The organism is Caulobacter vibrioides (assembly GCF_002858865.1).
Taxonomy (GTDB): Bacteria; Pseudomonadota; Alphaproteobacteria; order Caulobacterales; family Caulobacteraceae; genus Caulobacter; species Caulobacter vibrioides.
Map to the genome: position 1 here is coordinate 107,301 of NZ_PJRR01000005.1, position 20,529 is coordinate 127,829.

14 protein-coding genes and 2 tRNA genes are annotated in these 20,529 nt (G+C 67.5%); 7 read left to right on the forward strand and 9 right to left on the reverse strand.

Going from position 1 to position 20,529, the window contains the following annotated elements; translation table 11 throughout:
• Window positions 1-8: 8 nt before the first annotated feature.
• The 4 genes from CVUC_RS02010 to CVUC_RS02025 form a co-directional block, all read right to left on the reverse strand.
• A complete protein-coding gene (locus CVUC_RS02010; RefSeq protein WP_010918816.1) occupies window positions 9-713 on the reverse strand; it encodes an ABC transporter ATP-binding protein in 705 nt (234 codons plus the stop codon).
• Window positions 710-1,915, reverse strand: a complete 1,206-nt coding sequence (locus tag CVUC_RS02015; protein WP_010918815.1) for an ABC transporter permease — start codon at window positions 1,913-1,915, stop codon at window positions 710-712. The genes CVUC_RS02010 and CVUC_RS02015 overlap by 4 nt, the downstream gene beginning before the upstream one ends.
• 4 nt (window positions 1,916-1,919) lie before the next feature.
• Window positions 1,920-2,996: an efflux RND transporter periplasmic adaptor subunit gene (locus CVUC_RS02020; protein WP_096032714.1), complete on the reverse strand. Its 1,077-nt coding sequence runs from the start codon at window positions 2,994-2,996 to the stop codon at window positions 1,920-1,922.
• A gap of 190 nt (window positions 2,997-3,186) precedes the next feature.
• Window positions 3,187-3,260: transfer RNA gene (locus tag CVUC_RS02025), tRNA-Gln, on the reverse strand.
• Window positions 3,261-3,424: 164 nt separating this feature from the next.
• Between CVUC_RS02025 and CVUC_RS02030 the strand changes: the two genes are divergently transcribed.
• Both CVUC_RS02030 and sppA read left to right on the forward strand, forming a co-directional pair.
• Window positions 3,425-3,501 (forward strand) — tRNA-Pro (locus CVUC_RS02030).
• A gap of 173 nt (window positions 3,502-3,674) precedes the next feature.
• Window positions 3,675-5,459, forward strand: a complete 1,785-nt coding sequence (gene sppA, locus CVUC_RS02035) for a signal peptide peptidase SppA (RefSeq protein ID WP_096032713.1) — start codon at window positions 3,675-3,677, stop codon at window positions 5,457-5,459.
• A 455-nt stretch (window positions 5,460-5,914) separates the two neighbouring features.
• Here the strand turns inward: sppA and CVUC_RS02045 are convergent, their stop codons facing one another.
• Window positions 5,915-8,944: a TonB-dependent receptor gene (locus CVUC_RS02045; protein ID WP_096032712.1), complete on the reverse strand. Its 3,030-nt coding sequence runs from the start codon at window positions 8,942-8,944 to the stop codon at window positions 5,915-5,917.
• A 604-nt stretch (window positions 8,945-9,548) separates the two neighbouring features.
• On the opposite strand from CVUC_RS02045, the gene CVUC_RS02050 reads away from it, so the two are divergent.
• Window positions 9,549-9,956 (forward strand): TIGR01244 family sulfur transferase, encoded by a 408-nt coding sequence (locus CVUC_RS02050; protein WP_096032711.1) that lies wholly within the window; start codon window positions 9,549-9,551, stop codon window positions 9,954-9,956.
• A gap of 4 nt (window positions 9,957-9,960) precedes the next feature.
• On the opposite strand, the gene CVUC_RS02055 is transcribed toward CVUC_RS02050, so the two are convergent.
• A complete protein-coding gene (locus tag CVUC_RS02055; RefSeq protein WP_024265645.1) occupies window positions 9,961-10,107 on the reverse strand; it encodes a hypothetical protein in 147 nt (48 codons plus the stop codon).
• A 291-nt stretch (window positions 10,108-10,398) separates the two neighbouring features.
• Between CVUC_RS02055 and CVUC_RS02060 the strand changes: the two genes are divergently transcribed.
• Window positions 10,399-11,292, forward strand: coding sequence for an MBL fold metallo-hydrolase (locus CVUC_RS02060; RefSeq protein WP_096032710.1), 894 nt, complete (start codon window positions 10,399-10,401; stop codon window positions 11,290-11,292).
• Window positions 11,293-11,299: 7 nt separating this feature from the next.
• Here CVUC_RS02060 and CVUC_RS02065 read toward each other — a convergent pair whose 3' ends face one another.
• On the reverse strand, window positions 11,300-14,320 hold the full coding sequence (locus CVUC_RS02065; RefSeq protein ID WP_096032709.1) for a long-chain-fatty-acid--CoA ligase: 3,021 nt from the start codon (window positions 14,318-14,320) through the stop codon (window positions 11,300-11,302).
• 237 nt (window positions 14,321-14,557) lie between these two features.
• On the opposite strand from CVUC_RS02065, the gene CVUC_RS02070 reads away from it, so the two are divergent.
• Window positions 14,558-16,315: an ATP-binding protein gene (locus tag CVUC_RS02070; RefSeq protein ID WP_096032708.1), complete on the forward strand. Its 1,758-nt coding sequence runs from the start codon at window positions 14,558-14,560 to the stop codon at window positions 16,313-16,315.
• Window positions 16,316-16,697: 382 nt separating this feature from the next.
• Here the strand turns inward: CVUC_RS02070 and CVUC_RS02075 are convergent, their stop codons facing one another.
• Window positions 16,698-18,197, reverse strand: coding sequence for an AAA family ATPase (locus CVUC_RS02075; protein WP_096032707.1), 1,500 nt, complete (start codon window positions 18,195-18,197; stop codon window positions 16,698-16,700).
• Between the two features lie 144 nt (window positions 18,198-18,341).
• Between CVUC_RS02075 and CVUC_RS02080 the strand changes: the two genes are divergently transcribed.
• Window positions 18,342-18,962 carry a TetR/AcrR family transcriptional regulator gene (locus CVUC_RS02080; RefSeq protein WP_096032706.1) on the forward strand — a complete coding sequence of 207 codons (621 nt, stop codon included), beginning with the start codon at window positions 18,342-18,344 and terminating at the stop codon, window positions 18,960-18,962.
• Between the two features lie 11 nt (window positions 18,963-18,973).
• Here CVUC_RS02080 and pdxH read toward each other — a convergent pair whose 3' ends face one another.
• Window positions 18,974-19,642, reverse strand: a complete 669-nt coding sequence (gene pdxH, locus CVUC_RS02085; RefSeq protein WP_010918802.1) for a pyridoxamine 5'-phosphate oxidase — start codon at window positions 19,640-19,642, stop codon at window positions 18,974-18,976.
• Window positions 19,643-19,747: 105 nt separating this feature from the next.
• On the opposite strand from pdxH, the gene CVUC_RS02090 reads away from it, so the two are divergent.
• A complete protein-coding gene (locus CVUC_RS02090) occupies window positions 19,748-20,446 on the forward strand; it encodes a DnaJ domain-containing protein (protein ID WP_096032705.1) in 699 nt (232 codons plus the stop codon).
• Window positions 20,447-20,529: the final 83 nt, after the last annotated feature.

A 20,529-nucleotide genomic window follows, 5' to 3' on the forward strand; every position in this document is an offset into this window, starting at 1 on the left:
CAGGCGACTTACGAAAAGCCGCCAGGGTCGCGGACGTTCGAGGTCAGCCTGCCGTCACTCAAGGTCAGGCGACGGCCACATCGCGCCGCCACACCGTCATCATGCGTGCAGATCAAGAAGGTCGCGCCCTCCTCCCGATTGACCTCGCGCATCAGGTCCAGAACGCGATCCGCCGATTCCCGATCCAGGTTCCCGGTCGGTTCGTCGGCGATGATCAGGTCGGGCCGGTTCATCAGGGCGCGCGCGATGGCGACGCGCTGCTTCTGCCCGCCCGAGAGCCGCGCGGCGGGAAAGTCGATCCGGTCTTCCAGGCCCACGCGCGCCAGAAGATCGCGCGCCCGCGTGCGCATCGCCCGCGAAATGCCCCCGCCCGGCGCGGCGGCCGGAAAGGCGACGTTCTCCATCGCCGTGAAGTCGGGCAGCAGATGGTGGAACTGGAAGACAAAGCCCAGGCGCTGATTGCGGAACCGCGCGCGCATCCGCTCGGACAGATCATCGACCCGCTCGCCGCTGATGCTCAGGGTTCCGGCGGTGGGACGCAGCAGCAGGCCGATGATCGACAACAGGGTCGACTTGCCCGATCCGGACGCCCCGACCATGGCCGCCAGCTCGCCCTGGCCCAGCGTCAGGTCGATGCCTTTCAGGACGCGGGTTTCCTCATCGCCGTTGTGGAAGACCTTCTCGATCCCCCGCGCTTCGATCACGTTGGTCATTGCTGAATGGCCTCCAGCGGATCGATCTTCGAGGCCGAGCGCGCGGGCAGGATGGAGGCGATCACCGCGCCCAGGGTGGTAAGCACCAGCGCCGCCGCATAGCCGCCCTGCCGGGGAGCGATGGGCAGAATTGATGTGCCGTCGGGCCGGGTGATGCTCTCGAGCCAGATGCACAGGCCATAGCCCGACGCGCAGCCGATCAAGGCCCCGACCAGACCGATCAGAAGTCCCTGCAACAGGAAGACCCACAGGATGAACCCGCCGGGCACCCCGAACGCCCGCATGATCCCGACCTCACTGCGCCGGCGATAAGCGGACAGCACAAGCGCGCTGGCCACGCCGATGATGATCGAGATCAGCGAGAAGATCTGGATCATCGTGCCGGTCTGCCCTTGCGCCTTCAGGGCGTCCTCAAGGCCGACATTCTTCTCCTGCCACGGCGTGGCACGTAGGCCCGTCGCCTCGCCCAGAAAGCGGGCCGTGGCGCGGGCGTCCTGGGGATCCTTCAGCTTGACCTCGATATTGGTCACGCCCTCGGGCAGGTCGAACAGCGGCCTTGCGGTCTGCAGCGACAGGAAGGCGACGCGCTCGTCCAGACTTTGCAGCCCGGTGCGGAACACGCCCCTGACGGTCAGCTGCCGCTCTACGCCGCGCTCGGTGCGCAGCAGGACCGACTGCCCCGCGCCCAGCCCCAGCTCCTCGGCCATGCGGACCCCGATCAACAGACCGTTGGCGCCGAGATCACCGTCGCCCTCGATGATGTTGGGCGTGATGCGGGAAATGGCGTCGATCCCCTGTGGCTCCACGCCCAGCACCGCCACCGGCGCGACGGCCTCACTCCTGACCAGGAAGGCGCTACCGGAGATCTGCGGGCTGATCGCCGACACCTCGGGATTGGCGCGCAAGAGGTCGATCACCATCGGCCAGTCGCGGATCTGCTGGCGCTGGAAGGTCGAGACCAGGGCCACCGACTCGACCGGCAGGTCCGGCCCCGCCAGCACCCGGGCCACGCGCGTGGCCGGCTGCAGGCTGACATGGGCGCTGTTGCCGGTCACCTGATCGGTCAGCCGCACAGCCAGACCCGCGATCAGGGCGGTGATGAAGATGAAGACCGTCACCCCCAGGGCGACCCCCGCGATCAGCAGCAGGGTCTGCGAGGGGTTGGACAACAGGTAGCGCCGGGCGACCTTGAACGCGAACACGGGATCAGCGGTCCGGCTTGGCGGCGATGGGGGTGACCTGGGCGCCCGGCTTCACCACCGCCGGCTCCAGAACGACCCTGTCCCCCGCCCGCAGGCCGCTTTCGACAATGGCGTTGACCGAGGGCCACCGCGCCACGGTGATCGATCGCGCCCGAACGATGTCGCCCGCGTCGACCACATGGACCTTGGGCGCGGCGGTGGCGTCCAGCACGGCCGCGCGTGGGATCACGATCGCGCCGGGCCGCTGCCTGACGACGATGGTGACGTCGACCGAACGCCCCGGGGAAAGGTCCTGCTCGCCCTCGGCCGCCAACCGAACCGAACGCCCGCCGGTGCTGGAGTCCACACGCGGGGAAACCTCGGTCACGCGGGCGGGAAAGATCGTCGAGGACCCCGACAGCGCCGCGCGCGCAACCTGACCCGGCCGCAGGGCGTCGGCATAGACCTCCTCCACCTCGGCGCGGATCTCGACCCCGGTGGACGAGCCCAGCTCAAACAGCGTCTGGCCCGCCGAAACGACCTGGCCATTGTCGATCGGCCGGAACAACACCACCCCGGCCATCGGGGCGCGGATGACGAACTCCTGGGCGCGCTCGGCCGAGGCCCGGACCCCGGCGGAGGCCGCCGCGACATTGGCCTGGGCGGTGTCCAGACCAGCCCGGGCGGCGTCCAGCGCGGCCTTGGCCGCGAAGCCCTGATCATAGAGCGTCTTGACCCGCTGATAGTTGAGCCGCGCCTCGGCGGCGGCGGCCCGCGCCGCCCGCTCGCGCGCCACATCGACCTGTGTCTGCGCCTGCTCCACCGTCGCCAGCACCACGGCGAGCGGATCGCCGGCCGCCACGCGGTCGCCTTCGTCATGCAACAGGCGCACGATCTGTCCGGAATTGGGCGAGGCGACCTGCACCAGCTCCAGCGGACGCACGCGGCCGACCACGGACAGGGCCTGCTCGATCGTCGCGGGCTTGATCTCGAGAACGGCGACTTCCGGCGGCCGTCGCGACATCACAAACCACGCCACCACGGCGACCGCCAGGACCGCCGCCGCGAGGAAAACCACAAGCCTCGATGTCGCCCGCATCATGTCTCTTTACCGCAATCGCCCCTGCGACAAGCTGGGGGCGTGCTTTCCCCCCAACGTCGCGCCGCCGCCCTCGCAACCTGCGGGCGGTCCCTCTGGGCCTTACTACGCAGTCGCACTTGCCGCGGATGCAAGGTCTAGAGCGCCGTGGTCTGTAAAGACTTCGGCATCTAGAGCAATCGATGAGGAGAAGTGGCTGGGGAACTAGGACTCGAACCTAGAATGACGGTACCAAAAACCGCAGTGTTACCATTACACCATTCCCCAGCAGGAACGGCGAGACCCCTCGGGGCCCGGCGAGGCGGTGGAGATAGCTCACGACTCGGATGGATGCAACGACCTTTTCAGAACTTTTTTCAGGCCTCCCGACCAACCTGCAAAAAGGCGCTTGCGCCCCCCGGAACACCCACCTATAAGGCCGGCCTCCAAGTCGGAGTGTGGCTCAGTCTGGTAGAGCACTGCGTTCGGGACGCAGGGGTCGCAGGTTCAAATCCTGCCACTCCGACCATTTCCTCCCCGCCAGCCAGAGGCGGGAAAATCCTCTAAAAACAAAGCCCTCGGCGCCGCGAAAGCGGCGCTTGGCGTTTCGCATGACAAAAGCGCCTCACGTTGCGCGCTCTTCATTTGGTTGCAACCCCAACAGCGGTTAGCTTAGCGGCGGTTTCGCAAGCAGGACCTCCGATGAAGCAGTTCTTCCTGACCGTCGCCGGCGTGTTCGTCGGCCTCCTCCTCTTCTTGGTCGGAGTGCCCTTCCTGTTGATCGCGATGGCCGCCGGCGCCGCGCGACCTGCGCCCGTCCCGGCCCATGCCGTCCTGCAACTGGACCTGCGCAGCGGTCTTTCGGATCAGGAACCCAAGAGCCCCTTCGCGGCCTTCGGCTCCAGCGGCGGCTCGGTGATCTCGGTCATCGAAACCCTGCGCCGCGCCGAGAAGGACGACAAGGTCAAGGCCATCCTGGTGCGCCTGCCCGAGGGCGGCGTCGCCCCGGCCGCCGCCGACGAGCTGCGCCTGGCGTTCAAGCACTTCCGCGAGGTCGGCAAGAAGCCGATCTACGCCCACAGCCAGGGCCTCTACCCCTCCGGCATGGTGACCTCGACCTATATGCTGGGCGCGGCCACCAGCGAGTTCTGGATGCAGCCTGACTCAAGCTTCCAGGCCGTCGGCATCTCGTCGGAGTCGATGTTCTTCAAGCGCTTCTTCGACAAGTACGGCGTCAAGGCCGAGTACGAGCAGCGCTATGAGTACAAGAACGCGGTCAATCCTTATCTTCACAGCGACTATACGCCCGCCCACCGGGAATCGACGTTGTCGTGGATGGGCTCGGTCTATCGTACGGCCCTGACCAGCGCCGCGGTCGATCGCAAGCAGGATCCGACCAAGCTGATGAAGACGCTGGAAGGCGGCCCCTATATCGCCCAGGAAGCCCAGGCTAAGGGGCTGATCGACAAGGTCGGCCAGGTCAGCGACATCCAGGCCTTCGCCCTGGAGAAGGCCGGCAAAGGCGCCAAGCTGCTCGACTTCGACGACTACGCCTCGCGCTCGAAGCCCACCGCCGTGAAAAGCGGTCCGGCCATCGCGGTGATCGGCGCCGAGGGCGCGATTATCACCGGCACCGACGCCAGCGCCTCGCCGTTCGGCGGCGACAGCAATGTCTATTCCGACGACGTTGCCCAGGCGTTCCGCGCCGCGACCGAGGACAAGGACGTCAAGGCGATCGTCTTCCGCGTCTCCTCGCCCGGCGGGTCGGATACGGCCTCCGAACAGATCCTGGCGGCCCTGCAAGCGGCCAAGAAGGCCGGCAAGCCGGTCGTGGTCAGCATGGGGACCTATGCGGCCTCGGGCGGCTACTGGATCTCCAGCCAGGCCGACTCGATCATCGCCCAGCCCTCGACCCTGACCGGCTCGATCGGCGTCTACGGCGGCAAGTTCGCCATCGGCGAGGCCCTGGCGCGCTTCGGCGTCGACACCAAGGACCTGCATGTGGGCGCCGACTACTCGCAGGCCTTCGGCGCCGGCGAGGGTTTCACGCCCGAGCAACGCGCCAAGTTCGCCGGCTGGATGGACCGGATCTACGCCGGTTTCATCACCCGCGTGGCCGAGGGCCGCAACCTGCCGCCCGCCAAGGTGCGCGAGATCGCCAAGGGTCGCGTCTGGACCGGCGAACAGGCCAAGCAACTGGGCCTGGTCGACGAACTGGGCGGCTACTACGAGGCGGTGGAAAAGGCCAAGGCGCTGGCCAAGGTCAAGGGCGACATCCGCATCAAGCACATGCAGGGCGGCGCCTCGCCGTTCGAAGCCTTCGAGAAGTTCCTCGGCGTCTCGGAGACCTCGGCCAAGACCATGGCGGCCGCCGCCTGGGTGCTGGGCGACCCGCGCTCGCAGGCGATCCTCGACGAAATGGCCAAGGCCCGTCTGCGCTCGACCCCGGGCGGCGCCTCGGTGCTGGCCGACATGCCGGTGCGGTAGGGGACGGTCCCATCCGCTGAACGACCAAGCCGCCCGGTTCGCGCCGGGCGGCTTTTTCGTGGGTGATGGGGCGCGGCTGAAACGCCGAAGGGAGGCCGACGCCGTGCGTCCTTCGAGGCTCGCCTTCGGCTCGCACCTCAGGATGAGGGGAGCTCTGTCGCTGAACACGCCTAGACCTCATCCTTCCCCCCTTGCGGGAGAAGGCGGCCTGCGAAGCAGGTCGGATGAGGGGTTGAAAGCCCTATCCGGAGAGGCCCGCGAGACCCCTCATCCGTCAGCCTTCCGCCGACACCTTCTCCCGCAAGGGGAGAAGGATCCTGGATCCGCCGAACGAACGCAGCCAACGCAGCCAACGCAGCTTCACCCCGACCAACGCCGAACCCCAAGGCCGCCCAAAAGAAAAGCGCCGGTGCTTTCGCACCGGCGCTCAACTTTAGAGCGGACTGCTCGTTCGATTAGAACGAGTAGCGGGCGCCCAGGTAGAAGCGGCGGGGTTCGACCCAACCGTTGGCTTGCTTGTAGGCGTAGGTGCCGTCGCCGGCCAACAGCTTCTGCACGCTCGTCGCCGACTGCTTGTTCAGGATGTTGAACGCGTCGAGGAAGAACTCGACCTTGCCGCCCAGGCCCGGCACTTCGTGCTGGTACCGCAGGCGCATGTCGAACGTGTAGTAAGCCGGGTTCTTCTCGCTGCCGACCAGACCAGGCTTGGTGTAGGTATCGATGACGCCGCCAAACAGGTAAGCGGCATCTTGCGGCGCGAAGTAACGACCCGAGACCGGTTCAGCCGGGGTGAACAGAGAACCGCTGTTCCAGTTGAACACGGCCGAGGCTTGCAGACCGAAGTCGAAGTCATACGAGCCGTAGGCCTTGAACTGGTGCTTGATGTTACCAGCTTGCGGGCCCCACATGTTCGGCGCGCGCGGATCGACGGCGATCCAGTCGCCCTGGTAGTCGGCGTTGCCGTCCGAGTTGGTGTTCCCCTCGGCCCAGTTGCGGGTGTACGAGGCTTGGCCTTGCCAGTTGCCGGTCTTGTACTTGGTGACCGTCAGTTCGAAGCCCGTGTACTCGCGCTTGCCGCCGGCCAGGGTGCCCAGAACGTAGTTGGCGTTCGGGGCCGACGAGAAGCCGAAGTACGAGTACGGCAGGTAGAACGGCGTGCCCGGCGATGCTTCGGCGAGAGCCGCGCACCTGGCCACGGTGCAGGTCGGATCCGAGTACAGGGCCAGATCGTAGTCTTCGAAGATGTCCTTGGTGATACGGCGGGTCAGCGAGGTCGACACGCCGATGCTCGAACCGATGGTGGTCGAGCCACCGACCATGAACTCGTCGGTGTAGGGCGTCTTGGTCGCCGGGCCGAAGACCGAGTCCGGAACCACGGCGCCGCCGCGGGTACGGAAGGTCAGCCATTGGTTGCCGATGTAGATCTGCTCTTCGGTGACCGGGCCGGTCAGGTTACCGGCGAAGTTGGCCATGTCCGAACGGATCGGGTCGTAGTAGCGGCCGTAGAACGCGTAGACCTTGCTGCGGCCGTCGCCCTTGACGTCGTAGACGACGCTGACGCGCGGAGCCAGTTCCCAGTCGAACGTGAACAGCTTGTCGCCGGCCGAGCTGAAGTGGCTCCACTTTTCGGCGCGCAGGCCGGCGGTGAGCGTCAGCTGGTTCAGCGTCCAGGTGTCCTGGAGGTAGGCGGTCTCACCTTGGCTCTTGATCGAGTAAGGCGCGTCGACCGTGCGCAGGGCGCGGTAGGCGTTGACCTGGCTGCCCGGGTTGCCCGCGGTGCTGGTGAAGGTCAGAGCGTTGACTTCGGCGGCCGAGATCGTGCCGTCGGTGTTGGTGTCCAGCAGGCCGCGGAAGTAAGCGGCGTTGGGGCTGGCCGACATCGCCGCCTGAATGCGGGGGATATCGCCGGCGGCGAACGGACGGGCGGTCCAGCCCGACGTTGCGGTCGTGTAGTCCAGGAAGTTACGGCCCGCGAACGCCGCAGCGATCGAGGTGTAGGTCGCGTTGCCCGGAACGGTCGCGTTGCGCTTGTAGATGTTGTCGGTCTTAGCGTAGCCGCCCTTGAAGGTGTGGCTGCCGTAATTGGTGTCGAGATAGTACTCGAGCTTGGCGCCCCACTCTTCCGAGTTACGGTGCGTTTCGCTGTTGGCGCCGGCGCCGCCCAGCTCGCGCTGAGCCTGGGTCGAACCCGCGCCACGGAAATTGACCGTGTTGCGGATGCTCTGGTCAGCAGCCAGCGTCGTCAGCTCGGCCTTGTGGTTGTAGTAGTAGGCGTTGATCAGCAGATCGCCCCAGGTACGGCTGTAGTCGACCTTGTAGTTGTCGCCGCCCTGCTTGGTCGCCGAGTCGCGGTTGTTCAGCGTCGAGGCCGAACGCGAACCGCTGATTTCGGTCGGGTCGTTGAAGAACGTACCGGTCAGACGATCATTGTCGGTGATCTGCCAGGTCGTCTTGAAGAAGGCGTACTTCTCGTCTCGGGTGACGTTACGACGAACCGCGCCCGTGACCGGATCCAGCACTTCGTCCGAACGATGCTTCTTCTGGTACGAACCGAAGACCCACAGCTTGTCCTTGATGATCGGGCCGCCGAGGGTGAACGCGGTGTCGTAGGTCTTGAAGCCGCCCGAGGTCGAGTGCTTGTCCTTGGCGACCAGCTTGTCGTTCTGCAGGTAGTAGTTCAGCGAGCCGTGCCACTCGTTCGAACCCGACTTGGTGACGACGCGCGACACCAGACCCGAACCGCCCGCCGATTCAGCCGGCAGACCGCCGACCGTGACTTGCTGTTCCTGGATGATTTCCGAGTTGATGTTCGAACCGAAGGTGCCGGTCAGCGGGTCGGTGACGTTGACGCCGTCCAGATAATAGACGTTGTCGGTCGAGGCGCCGATCGTGCCGCCGACGTCCGAATAGTTGACGCCCGAGCGCGAAGCGGGGTTGCCGCCGCTCGAGGGCTTCACGCCCGGAACCAGCTGCAGGTAGCTCTGATAGTTACGGCCGGTGGGCAGCGATTCCACGATGCCCAGCGTCAGGGTGGTGCCGACGGTGGCCGAGGTCACGTCGACGGCGGCCAGCGAACGGCCGGTGACGACGATCTGCTCAACGGCGTTTTCGTCCGAAGCCAGGGCGTAGCCCGACGACAGGTCCTTACCGGCCGAAACGGCGACGTTGTCGGCGGTGAAGTCCCTGTAGCCCGACGCCACGATCGAGACCGTGTAGTTGGTGGCCGGGTCGAGGCCGCTGACGCGGACCTTGCCGTCGGCGTCGGTGGTGGCCGTACGGCTCACCAGGCTGTCCGGCGACTTGATGACCACGGTCGCGCCGGCGACCGGCTGGCCGGTCGAACCGGTGATGGTCAGACGCAGCGCACCTTGCGACTGCGCGAAGGCCGAGCCGGCGACGATGACGCTGAGCGCCACGCCGAGAGCCAGGCGGCTAGCACCCTTGGAGAGCAGGCGCGCGCGCGCGCTGCTTTTGGTCGAATTCATGCTGTTTAGTCCCCTCTGAACGTGTTGGCAGCGGTTAGCCGAACAAGAAGCCCCTCAGCGACCTGTCCGTTTTCGAGCCGAAATCCGCTGTAAATCCACCACGCAATCACATGTGTCCCGGAACAAACCCTTCCGGTTGCAGCGACGTTAGGGGGTGGATCGGGCGAGGGTCAATTCTGATTGCAAAAAAGTAATCATTATCCCGACCCCCCTGTCGCAAAATCGCCACATGCGGAACGCTTTTCGGAAAATCATTGCTCAATATGGATACGCAAGCATCGAAAACAGCACGCGCTCACAAACATGAGGCTGTTTTTTCTAGGCTATTTTCCGCTCCCGAAACACCGTTCGATAGCGATCTTTTTCGAAAGGCAAGACGCGAATACGACCCCGGACAATCTTGACTTCCGCCAATCTGATGCCGGGAAGATCTGATTTTTCACAAATCTGTTTTATTGTCCCGGCGGATTTGAGCAACGTTCTTGCGCCGAAGCCTCCACCTTGGGCAGGTCGATATGATCGCCGCCCATTGCCTAGGCGCCGCATGCTGGCGAAGATGTCCGGGCGGTGAAATCGCGCCGCGCGTACCTGAGACCCGACCCGCATGAGCGACTTCCGTTTCGTCACCGAATCCCTGTCCGTCAGCCCGCAGGTCGATCCGGCCGACATGGCGCGCGCCGCCGCCGAAGGGTTCGTGCTGGTGATCAACAATCGGCCCGATGGCGAGGACCCCGGCCAGCCGCCCAGCGCAAGCGTCGAGGCGGCCGCCCGGGCCGCAGGCATGGACTATCTGCATGTGCCGGTGCGCGGCGGTCCGACCCCGGACCAGGTGGAGATCATGCGCGCGGCGTTCGAGGCCGCGGGCGGCCCGGTGTTGGCGTTCTGCCGCTCGGGCACGCGCTCGATCGTCACCTGGTCGATCGGTCAGGCGCTGGCGGGCGTGGATCGTGAGACCCTGGTCGCCCAGGGCTTTGAGGCGGGCTACGACCTGTCGGGCGTGCTGCCCGTCTAGAGCTTTAGAAGGCGGCGGACTCGCGCGCCGCCATCGGCGTCGGTTCGGCCTCGCAGCTGGCGAGGACAAACTGGGCCAGCATGATACACAGGATGGCGAAGGCCGCGCGCTGGAGCCGTTTTGACACAAAAATCGCCGCGTCCGCCGCCATGGCCGGTTCTCCCTCGGGTACTGGAGAACCCCAGCGCAAGACCGGCGCCGTCCGAGAGCGTGATAGCCGAAAGTGTGAGCGGTTTCGGCGGCAATCACGCTCTAAGTGTTTGATTTAGAGCCTCGCGCGTCAAAACGATTCCGTTTTGACGCGCGAGGCTCTAAAGCATTTTCCGATAAGTGTGAAACGGTTATCGGGTCGAAAAATGCTCTAAACTTTTGAAATAGAGCCCTTTTTGTCCGATCTGATTGGTTCAATCAGATCGGAAAGGGCTCTAGCAGGAGCGATCCGATGATCCCCTTCGTCCGCGAGCTTGAGTTCGAGTACGGCCGCTGCGACCAGGTCAGCCCGCTGATCCGGCGGGTGATCGCGCGCAATCCGGGGCCGTTCACCTTCACCGGGACCGGGGTCTATATCTTGGGCCGGGGCGAGGTGGCGGTGATCGATCCGGGTCCCGACCTGCCCGAGCACTTCGAGGCGCTGAAGGCGGCGCTGGCCGGCGAGCGGGTCACGCATGTGCTGGTCACTCACCACCACATGGACCACAGCCCCCTCGCCCACCCGCTGGCGCAGGCGTTCGGCGCCAAGGTCTATGGCCTGCCCGCGCCGAGCGATCATGGCGAGGCCGCCGGGCCCAGCCTGGAGGAAGGCGACGACGCACGGTTCCGCCCCGATGTCGTGCTGGCCGATGGCCAGGTGCTGACGGGACCCGGCTGGACTCTGGAGACGGTGGCGACGCCCGGCCACACCTCCAACCACCTGTGCTTCGCCCTGCGCGAGGAGAACGCCCTCTTCTGCGGCGACCACATCATGGGCTGGTCGACCACGGTGATCACCCCGCCCGACGGCGACATGGGCGACTATTTCGCCAGCCTGGCCAAGGTGCGGGCGCGTGGGTTCGAGACGCTGTGGCCCACGCACGGCGCGCCGGTGCGCGAGGTCGCGCCGTTCATCGACGCCTATGTCGCCCATCGCCGGGCGCGCGAGGCCCAGATCCTGGAGGCCCTGGGCGCGGGCCCGACCACCATCAAGGCGATGGTGCCCAGCCTCTACGCCGCCGTCGATCCGCGCCTGCATCCCGCGGCGGCCCACTCGGTGCTGGCCCACATGATCCAGCTGGTCCGCGAGGGCCGGGTCGTCACGGCCGGCGAGGCGGGCCTGGACGCTGAATACCGCCTCGCCTGAGGACGGCTCAGCGCGCCTTGACCGCCGTCATAAGGGCGCCGATGCGGTCGCAGTTGCGGCCAAGATCCGGCCCTGCGTCACGACCGATGGAGCGGATATCGAGGCGCGAACCGGCGGCGTCCGGGCGCACCCGCACCACCACGTCGTCGGTCAGGCCGTACCAGAAGCTGCTGGCCGTCGCCTCCAGCCGACCGTCCATCGGATCGTCGGTGATCAGGGTCATGCCGGACGCCAGGACGGCGGCCTTGGCCGCCTCATAGGCGTCGGCGGGCGAGCGGCTGCTGACCAGCGGGCGCGCCGCCGGACAGGTCTCGGCGTTGATCTCGGCGATCCGGCGACCAGCGAAGGCGGCCGAGCCGACCGGCAGGCTGGGATCGTCGTCGACCAGCGCCGCCGTCCCGCCCCGCGCGGCCAAGGCCGCGTCGGAGAACGAAAGCGGCGTCTTCCAGTCGGTGGCCACGTCGTGGATCGGCGGGGCCTGGCCAAACAGCGCCTTGGCCCCGAACATCACGCCGAAGGTCGCCCCCGTGATCAGCAGCGCCAGGAGCGCGGCCTTCCACAACCGGCCAAAGCCGGCGAACAGGGCGATGACCAGGCCGATCAGGCCCGTCGCGATCCCGGCTTGGGCCGCGCGCGGGGCCCAGTCCAGGGTCATGATATTGTAGCCGAAGGGCAGGTCGATCAGGCCCAGCTTGACGCCGAGAGCGCCGCCGCCGGCCAGGATCGCCGGGGTCAGGGCGACCAGGACCGCAAAGTCCAGATAGGTCGACGCCCAGCCGGGCTTGGCCTTCTTGCCGTCGCTCGCCTTGGCGGTCTTGCCCTTGCGACCGGGCGTGATCGGCACGGCGAACGGCGTGGCCTCGGCGACCACGGGCCGGGCCTTCGGGGCCTCGGCCTTGTCGGGTTCGTGCAGACGCAGCGGCGCGTCGGCCTCGGACTTGGCGTCCGGCTTGGCCTCCGGCGCCTTGACCTCGGACGCCTTGACCTCGGACGCCTTGGCCTCGGGGGCCGTCACCGGCGCGGCGGGCTTGGGCCCTGCGGCGGCGATGGCGGCGGCTTCGGCGATGATCGCGTCGGCGGCGGAGACCGGCTTGGCCTCCGGCGCCGGGGCCTCGGGGGCCTTGGCCTGGACCTCAGGCTCAGCCGCGATCAGCTTGGCTTCGGGCGGCGGCGTCTGGGGCGAGATGGCCTCCGACGCCGCCACGGGCTCCCCCGCCGGCTGGGTCTCCTCTTCGCGGGCGGCCTCCGGCGTGTGCAAGACAGCGTCAGCCGCGACCTCTTCGACAGGCTCGGGCGCGTAGATCTTGACCGGCTGGCTTCCGTCGGCCGCCGCCAGGGTCGGCTTGGGCGCGGGCGGACTGGGCTGCAGCGGCGTCTCCGGCAGCTTGTAGCCGTCCTCGGCCAGGCGCTTGCGGATCAGCTTCTTGTCGATCTTGCCGGTCGCGCCCAGCGGGATGTCGTCGACGATCAGCACATCGTCGGGCATCCACCACTTGGCGATCTTGCCCTGCAGATAGTCGATGAACTCCTGCGGCGTGGCGGTCTCGCCCTCCTTCAGCTTGACCAGTAGCACGGGGCGCTCGTCCCACTTGGGATGCGGCTGACCGACCACCGCCGCCAGGGCGACCTTGGGGTGGCCCACGGCGATGTTCTCGATCTCGATGGTCGAGATCCACTCGCCGCCCGACTTGACCACGTCCTTGGCGCGGTCGGTGATCTGCATGAAGCCATGCTCGTCGATCGTGGCGACGTCGCCGGTGTCGAAGAAGCCCTCGTCGTCGAGGATCTTGCCGCCGGCGCCCCGGAAGTACTCGGCCGCGATGATCGGGCCGCGGATCTTCAGATGGCCGAAGGCCTTGCCGTCGTGCGGCAGGGGTTTGTCCTCGTCGTCCTTCAGGCAGATCTCGACGCCCAGCGGCGGACGGCCCTGCTTCAGGCGCCAGTGCATCTGCTGGTCATAGGGCAGCTTGGAGAGCTCGTCGGTCAGCACCGACAGCGTGCCCACGGGCGAGGTTTCGGTCATGCCCCAGGCGTGGACCACCTCGACGTCGTACTTGTCGTGGAAGGCCCGGATGATGCTCTCAGGACAGGCCGCGCCGCCGATCACCACCTTCTTCAGGGTGGGCAGCGTGGCGCCGGTGGCTTCCAGGTGCTGCAGCAGCATCTGCCAGACGGTGGGCACGGCCGCCGAGAAGGTGACCTGTTCGCTGTCCAGCAGCTCATAGATCGAGGCGCCGTCCATCTTGGCGCCCGGCATGACCATCTTGGCGCCCGAGCCCGGCGCCGAGAACGCCACGCCCCAGGCGTTGGCGTGGAACATCGGCACCACCGGCAGGATCACGTCCTTCTGCGACAGGCCCATCACGTCGGGTTGCAGGGTGATCAGGGTGTGCAGGAAGTTCGAGCGGTGGGAGTACATCACCCCCTTGGGATCACCGGTCGTGCCCGAGGTGTAGCAAAGGCCAGCGGCCGTGCCCTCATCGAACCCGCCCCAGGCGCAGTCGGCGTGGTGCTGCTCGACCAGGTCCTCGTAGCAGAGCAGGCCCTTGAAGTGCGGCGCGTCGCCCGCCGGGGCGAAGTCGGCCGGCATGTGCGCGCGGTCGGTGAAGACCACCACATATTCCACGTGCGGCAGGCGCGGCAGGATCGCGGCGATGATCGGCAGGAAGGTCAGGTCGGTGAAGATGGCGCGGTCGCCGGCGTGATCGGCGATCCAGGCGATCTGCTCGGGGAACAGGCGCGGGTTCAGCGTGTGGCACACCGCACCGATGCCCATGATGCCGTACCAGGCCTCCATGTGGCGGCCGGTGTTCCAGGCCAGGGTCCCGACCCGGTCGCCCGACTTGATCCCCATGCCCAGCAACGCGTTGGAGACGCGCTTGGCGCGGTCGCGGATCTGCCCATAGGTGGTGCGGACGATCGGTCCCTCGACCGAGCGACTGACGACCTCGCGGCCGCCATGCCACATCGCGGCGTGATCGATGATCTTGTCGAGGGTCAGCGCCCCGTGCTGCATCAGCCCCTGCATCGGCCCTCAGCTCTCCCGTGTGCTTATCGTTGTTAAGACAAAGCTATCGGTGTGCGGCGCAACACGCAACGCGCCGCGCTCATCGCGCGAGCAGGAATGTGCTCCAGTGTCGAACGGCTGACGCAGCGCGATCATAGGTCGCAGGCGTCGTTCAGGGACTTTTGGTTGCGGGCGGTCGATATTTCGCCGTGTGGTGAAGGTGCTTCGCTCGTCCTGAATTCAAACCTGTGAGGCGACTTGGGCTGGTTGGCCAAGGCATGGTCCGACGAGCGGCTGGATGAGGTCGCAGCCGACACCTATCGGTTAACGTTGTCGCGCCTGATCTCGGCCGCGCTGGTGGCCGTGATCATGGTCTTCGCCCTGGGCCCGGCGATCGCGGCCGGCTGGCTGCTCAGCCTCTACGTCGGCGAGGGCCTGGCGCTGCTGGTCACCCGCAGGTTCAAGGATGGACGCACTGGAACCCCGCGCGAGCGGGCCTGGTTCGCCTGGGCCTCGATCCCGATCAATATCAGCTGGACCACCCTGGCGATCCTGCTGTGGCTGCACGGCGAGGACCTGATGAAGATCGCCGCTGTGGCGATCTGGTGCGGCCAGGTGATCTACACCCAGAACTTTCGTCACCAATCCGCAGCGCTGCTGTTGCTGAACGGGCTGACGCCGATGGCCAGCCTGCTGATCTTCCCGTTCTTCTTCATGCCCGACGCCAGCGCGGCGGCCCAGACCGCGCGCTGGGGCCTGGTGCTGCTGGTCGGCACCACCCTCAACGTGATGATCCAGAATCGTGCGGCGGCGCGACGGATGGACGAACTGACGCGCGGCCTGCGCGAGGAGCGCGAGAAGGCCCTGGAGGCCGCCCGCGCCAAGTCGACCTTCATCGCCGTGACCAGCCATGAACTGCGCACCCCGATGAACGGTCTGCTCGGCATGGCCCACGCCCTGCAACGCTCGACGCTGGATCCGGTCCAGCGCGAGCAGATCGCCTTGATGATCAAGTCGGGCGACAGCCTGATGCAACTGCTGAACGACGTGCTGGACCTCTCGCGCGTCGAGACCGGCAAGGTCGAGTTGGCGCCGATCGACATGAGCTTGCAGGACCTCGTCGGCGAAGTTGTCGATGCGTGGCGCGATGCGGCGGTGTTCAAAAACCTGTCCCTGAGCGTCGACTACGCGCCGGACCTGCCGCCCGGCGTCCATGCCGACCCGCTGCGGATCCGCCAGGTGGTGACCAACCTCGTCTCGAACGCCATCAAGTTCACCGTCGACGGCGGCGTGAGGCTGGAGGTCGCCGCCCGCCCCGCGAACGGCGGCGATCAGCGCGTCTCGATCACCGTCGCCGACACGGGTCCTGGCGTGCCGGCCGACGCGATGGAGCGCGTGTTCGACAGCTTCACCCAGGCCGACCAGACCATCTCGCGCGAGCACGGCGGGGCGGGGCTTGGCCTGTCGATCGCCCGCGCCCTGGCCCGTCAGATGGGCGGCGATCTCGTCCTGGTCCCGTCCGGGCGGGGCGCGTGTTTCGTTTTCACGTTCGCAGCCCCCGCCTGCGCCGCGCCCGTCGCTGCGCCGGAAGAGGTCGGGGCGAACGGCGACGCGCTTGGCCCCCTTCAGGTGCTGATGGCCGAGGACAACGCGATCAACCAGCTGGTGGTCCGCACGATGCTGGAACCGTTGGGCGTGGCGCTCACCGTGGTCGAGAACGGCCAGGAGGCGCTCGAGGCGATGGCCGAGCGGCGGTTCCACTGCGTGCTGATGGACATCAACATGCCGGTGATGGACGGCATCACCGCCCTGGAAGCCATCCGCGACGGCCGCACGGGAAACCCCGCCATGCCGGTGATCGCCCTGACCGCCTCGGCGATGACAGGCGATCGCGAGCGTTTCCTGGGGCTGGGCTTCGACGACCACCTGGGCAAGCCGGTCAAGCCGGTGGACCTGATCACGGCGATCGCCAAGGCGGTGGGGCCTCCGCCCGATGAAGGGCGACGGGCGGCCTGACGGTTATCTGCCTCCCCGGGCGCGGCTCGAGACGGCTTTCGGCCTTGGGCGGACCTCGCGCAAGAACCCTCTCTCTTAGAGAGAGGGAGGGGCCCAAGCGAAGCTTGGGAGGGTGAGTGGTTACGCCTTCAGCCGGCGTGCCGGCACATAGATCAGCACAGCGTCAGAATCGTCTACGGGCTTCGCCTACCCACTCACCCTCCCACGCCTGCGGCGCGGGCCCCTCCCTCTCTCCATGAGAGAGGGATTCCTTGTGGCCGCTTTCCACCAATTCCAGAACTACATTCCGTCGCAGTCCCGCGCATGAAGCGCGGGATGACGGGGTTAGGCGAGGCTATGCTTCCGCTCCCGGGCAGACCGCTCGCGCGACCACTCAGCCCCCCTACCCCATCGCCTCCGCAAGCGCTCGCGCCTCGTCTTCGAAGGCGCTGACCGTGTCGACCTTGCGCCAGGTGATCTCGCCGGCGTCGCGGGTCAGCTGGTTCTCCAGCACCGCCACGTCGGCGTCCGAGGCGTCGTTGACGCGGGCGGCCACGCGGGCGCGCAGCACTTCGGGCGGGGCCTCCAGCCAGACGCCCAGGAACGCGACGTCGCAGGTCTTGGCCAGGGCCTCGGCGCGGGCGCGCTCTTCGGGCTTGAGGAACACCGCGTCCAGCACCACCGAGCGACCGGCCTTCAGGCACAGCTCGGCGTCATGGAACAGCTGGTCATAGACCCTGGCGCTCATCTCCGGCGTATAGGCCTCGCGCGGCAGCCGCTGCAGGGACGGCACGCCCCACAGGCGCTTGCGGATCTCGTCGGTGCGCAGCACCACCGCGCCGGGCGCGGCGCCCAGGCCCGGCGCGCAGACGCGCGAGAAGGTCGACTTGCCAGAGCCTGACAGACCGCCGGCCGCCACCAGGCTGACGGGCCTCGGGGCCAGATGCTCCAGCGCCGTCTGCAGATAGGCCCGCGCGGCCTCGTCATCGCCGGTATAGGCCCAGACATGGGTGCGCACGGCGGCGCGGACCGACAGCATCAGCGGCAGCGCCGCCAGACCCGTCCACAGCCCCTCGCCGAACGTGCGGGCGGCCTCGTCCAGATAGGCGTTCAGCACCCGGCCCGCGGCGTCGCGGCGACGGCGGAAGTCCAGATCCATCAAGAGGAAGGCCAGGTCGTACTGGATGTCGATGTCCGACAAGGTGTCGTTGAACTCGATACAGTCGAACAGGATCGGCTGACCGTTCTCGATCAGGATGTTCCCCAGGTGCAGATCGCCGTGGCAATGGCGGGCGAAGCCCTCGCCGGCGCGGGCATCCAGCAACGGCCCCAGGCGCTCAAGCGCCAGGTCGGTCTCGTGCACCAGACGCTCGACGGCCTGCTTGCCCAGACGCGGCGCCAGGCCCCGCAGCAGGTTGGCGTTGGAGCGGATGGTGTAGCCCAGGGCCGAGACCCCGCCGCCTTGCGGGCGCAAGCTGGCCCCGGCGTGGAAGCGCGCCACGGTGCGGCCCAGCGAATCCTCCAGCGCGTCGTCGATGGCCCAAGGCTGGGTGGCCAGCACCCCGTTCTGGTCGAACCGGCGCATTTCCAGCAGGTACTCGACGATCTCACCCTCGCCGTCGATCTCGATGCCGCCGTCGGTCGCGCGCGTCAGGCGGCGCACCTCGCGGTAGATGTCCGGCGCGGCGGCGCGGTTGAAGCTCAGTTCACGCTCCAGCGCCCAGCGCCGCAGCTCCAGCGTCGAGTAGTCGAGAAAGCCGAAGTCGACCGGCCGCTTCACCTTGAAGGCCGACTCGCCGATCAGGAAAACGCGCGCGCACGACGTCTCGATCGTGTTCTCCGCCCGCTCGCCAAACCAGGCGGCCACTTCCTGCTCGCGCGCGGCTTCCGCGTCCTTGATCACGCCGACAATCCCATCTTTCCGCGCTCGAAATCCGGCGCCGGGGCTCCATAGCCCAAACCTGCTCGCAAGTCCCCTCGCGCAGTCCTTGCCTCGCGTCGATTTTCGCGATTAGATTGTATTCAGCAAACCATGGCGGGTGGGTTGATGCTGGTTGGGGCAGGTCTGAAGCGGTCGGGGCACAAGCGCGAGGAGATCCTGGGCTCGGCCAGGGCGCACTTCCTACGCGAGGGTTACGCGGACACGGGGATGGAGGCGATCGCCCGGGCGGCGGGCATCTCGACCGCCACGCTCTACGCCTATTTTCCCAGCAAGGCCCACCTGTTCCGGACGATCGTCATCGAGACGGTCAGCGGCATCGCCGCGCCGGTGCGCGAGGCCGTGCGCGTCAAGGGCCAGGCCCGCGCGCGGCTGATCGCCCTGTCCACGGCCTATGCGACCTTCTTCTCGCGTCCGGACACCCGCGCCATGTTCCGGATGGCCACCACCGAGCGCCGTCGGTTCCCGGAGGTCGCGGACTATTTTCTGCAAAGCGCCCGCGACGAGCTGGGCGGCGCGGCGATCGCGGTCATCAACGACCTGGTGAAGACCGGCGAGCTCAAGGTCGACAAGCCGTCGTGGGCCGCCGGCCAGCTGCTGGGCATGCTGGATCATGTGACCCTGGTGCTGGGCCTGGCGGCGGGCGACGATATCCAGTCCCGACGATGCGTCCGTAGCATCGCCGACGACGCGGTCGAGACCTTCCTGGCCCGCTACGGCGCGCGCTGACGGATTGTCCCCTACGGGAACAGACGCTTCGTCGTCCAGCCGCCGTCGGCGCGGTCGAAGACCAGCCGCTCATGCAGGCGGAACGGCCGGTCGCGCCAGAACTCGATCGTCACCGGCGTGATCCGATAGCCTGACCAGTGCGGCGGGCGCGGCACCTTTCCGAGGCCGAACTTCAGCCCCATCTCGGCGACGCGCTTTTCCAGGGCGTGACGATCGGGCAGAGGCTGCGACTGGTCGCTGGCCCAGGCGCCGATCTGGCTGTGCCGGGCGCGGCTGGCGAAATAGGCGTCGGCCTCGGCCTCGGTGACCGGCTCGACCGTCCCGCGAATCCGCACCTGGCGGCGCAGCGACTTCCAGTGGAACAGCAGCGCCGCCTTGGGATGGGCGTTCAGCTCCTGGCCCTTGGCGCTTTGGGTGTTGGTGTAGAAGACAAAGCCGCGCGCATCGAAGTCTTTCAGCAGCACCATGCGCGAGTCAGGCATGCCGTCGGCGTCGACCGTCGAGACGGTCATGGCGTTGGGATCGTTCGGCTCCTTCTTGCCCGCCTCTTCCAGCCATTCGGCGAACAGGGCGAACGGATCCTCTTCGCTCAGCAGCGGCGGGGGCGTAGCCTCCCGCACCTGGCGGACATAGTCGTCCTCGCTGGGCGAGGCGGGGATCAGGGTCGGGTCGGCGCTCATGGCGTGGATATAGTCCTCATGCGATGGCGCGACCACCATCCAGCGCCCCAAACCGAAAGTCTTAACTTAACCGGGCGTTGACCATCGGGACTCCAGGGTCGGCGGATGACCGCCCGGCACTCCGCCCTGACGCTTTCCGCCGCCCGCGCCCTGCTTGGCGTGGCGGCCGACGCTGACGAGCGCGAGCTGCGCAAGGCCTATCGCGAGGCCGCCAAGCGGGCCCATCCGGACCGCCCGACCGGCGACGCGGCCCTGTTCCGCGACGTGCTGGCCGCCTATCGCCTGCTGCAGGACACCCCGGTCGTCCGGCATCATTTCCCGCCGGCCGTCACCCCGCCGCCGATCGCTGACCGGGTCTTTCTGGAGATCGACATCACCACGGCCCTGTCGGGCGGCGCCGAGGAGCTGGCCATCGACGGTCGGCGCCTGCGGCTCAAGCTGCCCGCCGGCCTGCGCGAGAGCGACAAGGTCCGGGTCGAGGGCGTCTGTTTCGAGGTCCGCCTGCGCGCCCAGGACGGGGCGATGGTGCGCGGCGATGACCTGTGGCTGACCGGCAAGGTCGATCCGCGCGTGCTGGCCGAGGGCGGCCGGGTCGACGCCGACACGCCGCTGGGCCCCCGCCCCGCCTGGATCTCGACCAAGGCCGCCGCCCGCGGCCTCGTGCGCCTGCCCGGCCAGGGCCTGCCCGCCCGCGCCAACCACAAGGCCGGCGATCTCTTCCTGCGCCTGGAAGCGTCCGAAGGCCGTGGCGAGAGCCCAGCCCGCTCACTGCTGAAGCGCTTCGCCGCCGCCTGGGCGGCTTAGGTCCTAAGCGCCCCCTCCGTCTCGTCGCCTGTCGGCGCCGATCCACCTCCCCCGTTTCACGGGTGAGGAGAAGAAAGCTCCTT

Bases quoted from the DNA above. Each gene is read 5' to 3' on its own strand.
- CVUC_RS02050 (WP_096032711.1), top strand. From the start codon at position 9,549: ATGAGCGACTTCCGTTTCGTCACCGAATCCCTGTCCGTCAGCCCGCAG.
- CVUC_RS02065 (WP_096032709.1), bottom strand. From the start codon at position 14,320: ATGCAGGGGCTGATGCAGCACGGGGCGCTGACCCTCGACAAGATCATC.
- pdxH (WP_010918802.1), bottom strand. From the start codon at position 19,642: ATGAGCGCCGACCCGACCCTGATCCCCGCCTCGCCCAGCGAGGACGAC.
- CVUC_RS02060 (WP_096032710.1), top strand. From the start codon at position 10,399: ATGATCCCCTTCGTCCGCGAGCTTGAGTTCGAGTACGGCCGCTGCGAC.
- CVUC_RS02045 (WP_096032712.1), bottom strand. From the start codon at position 8,944: ATGAATTCGACCAAAAGCAGCGCGCGCGCGCGCCTGCTCTCCAAGGGT.
- sppA (WP_096032713.1), top strand. From the start codon at position 3,675: ATGAAGCAGTTCTTCCTGACCGTCGCCGGCGTGTTCGTCGGCCTCCTC.
- CVUC_RS02090 (WP_096032705.1), top strand. From the start codon at position 19,748: ATGACCGCCCGGCACTCCGCCCTGACGCTTTCCGCCGCCCGCGCCCTG.
- CVUC_RS02080 (WP_096032706.1), top strand. From the start codon at position 18,342: ATGCTGGTTGGGGCAGGTCTGAAGCGGTCGGGGCACAAGCGCGAGGAG.
- CVUC_RS02010 (WP_010918816.1), bottom strand. From the start codon at position 713: ATGACCAACGTGATCGAAGCGCGGGGGATCGAGAAGGTCTTCCACAAC.
- CVUC_RS02055 (WP_024265645.1), bottom strand. From the start codon at position 10,107: ATGGCGGCGGACGCGGCGATTTTTGTGTCAAAACGGCTCCAGCGCGCG.
- CVUC_RS02020 (WP_096032714.1), bottom strand. From the start codon at position 2,996: ATGATGCGGGCGACATCGAGGCTTGTGGTTTTCCTCGCGGCGGCGGTC.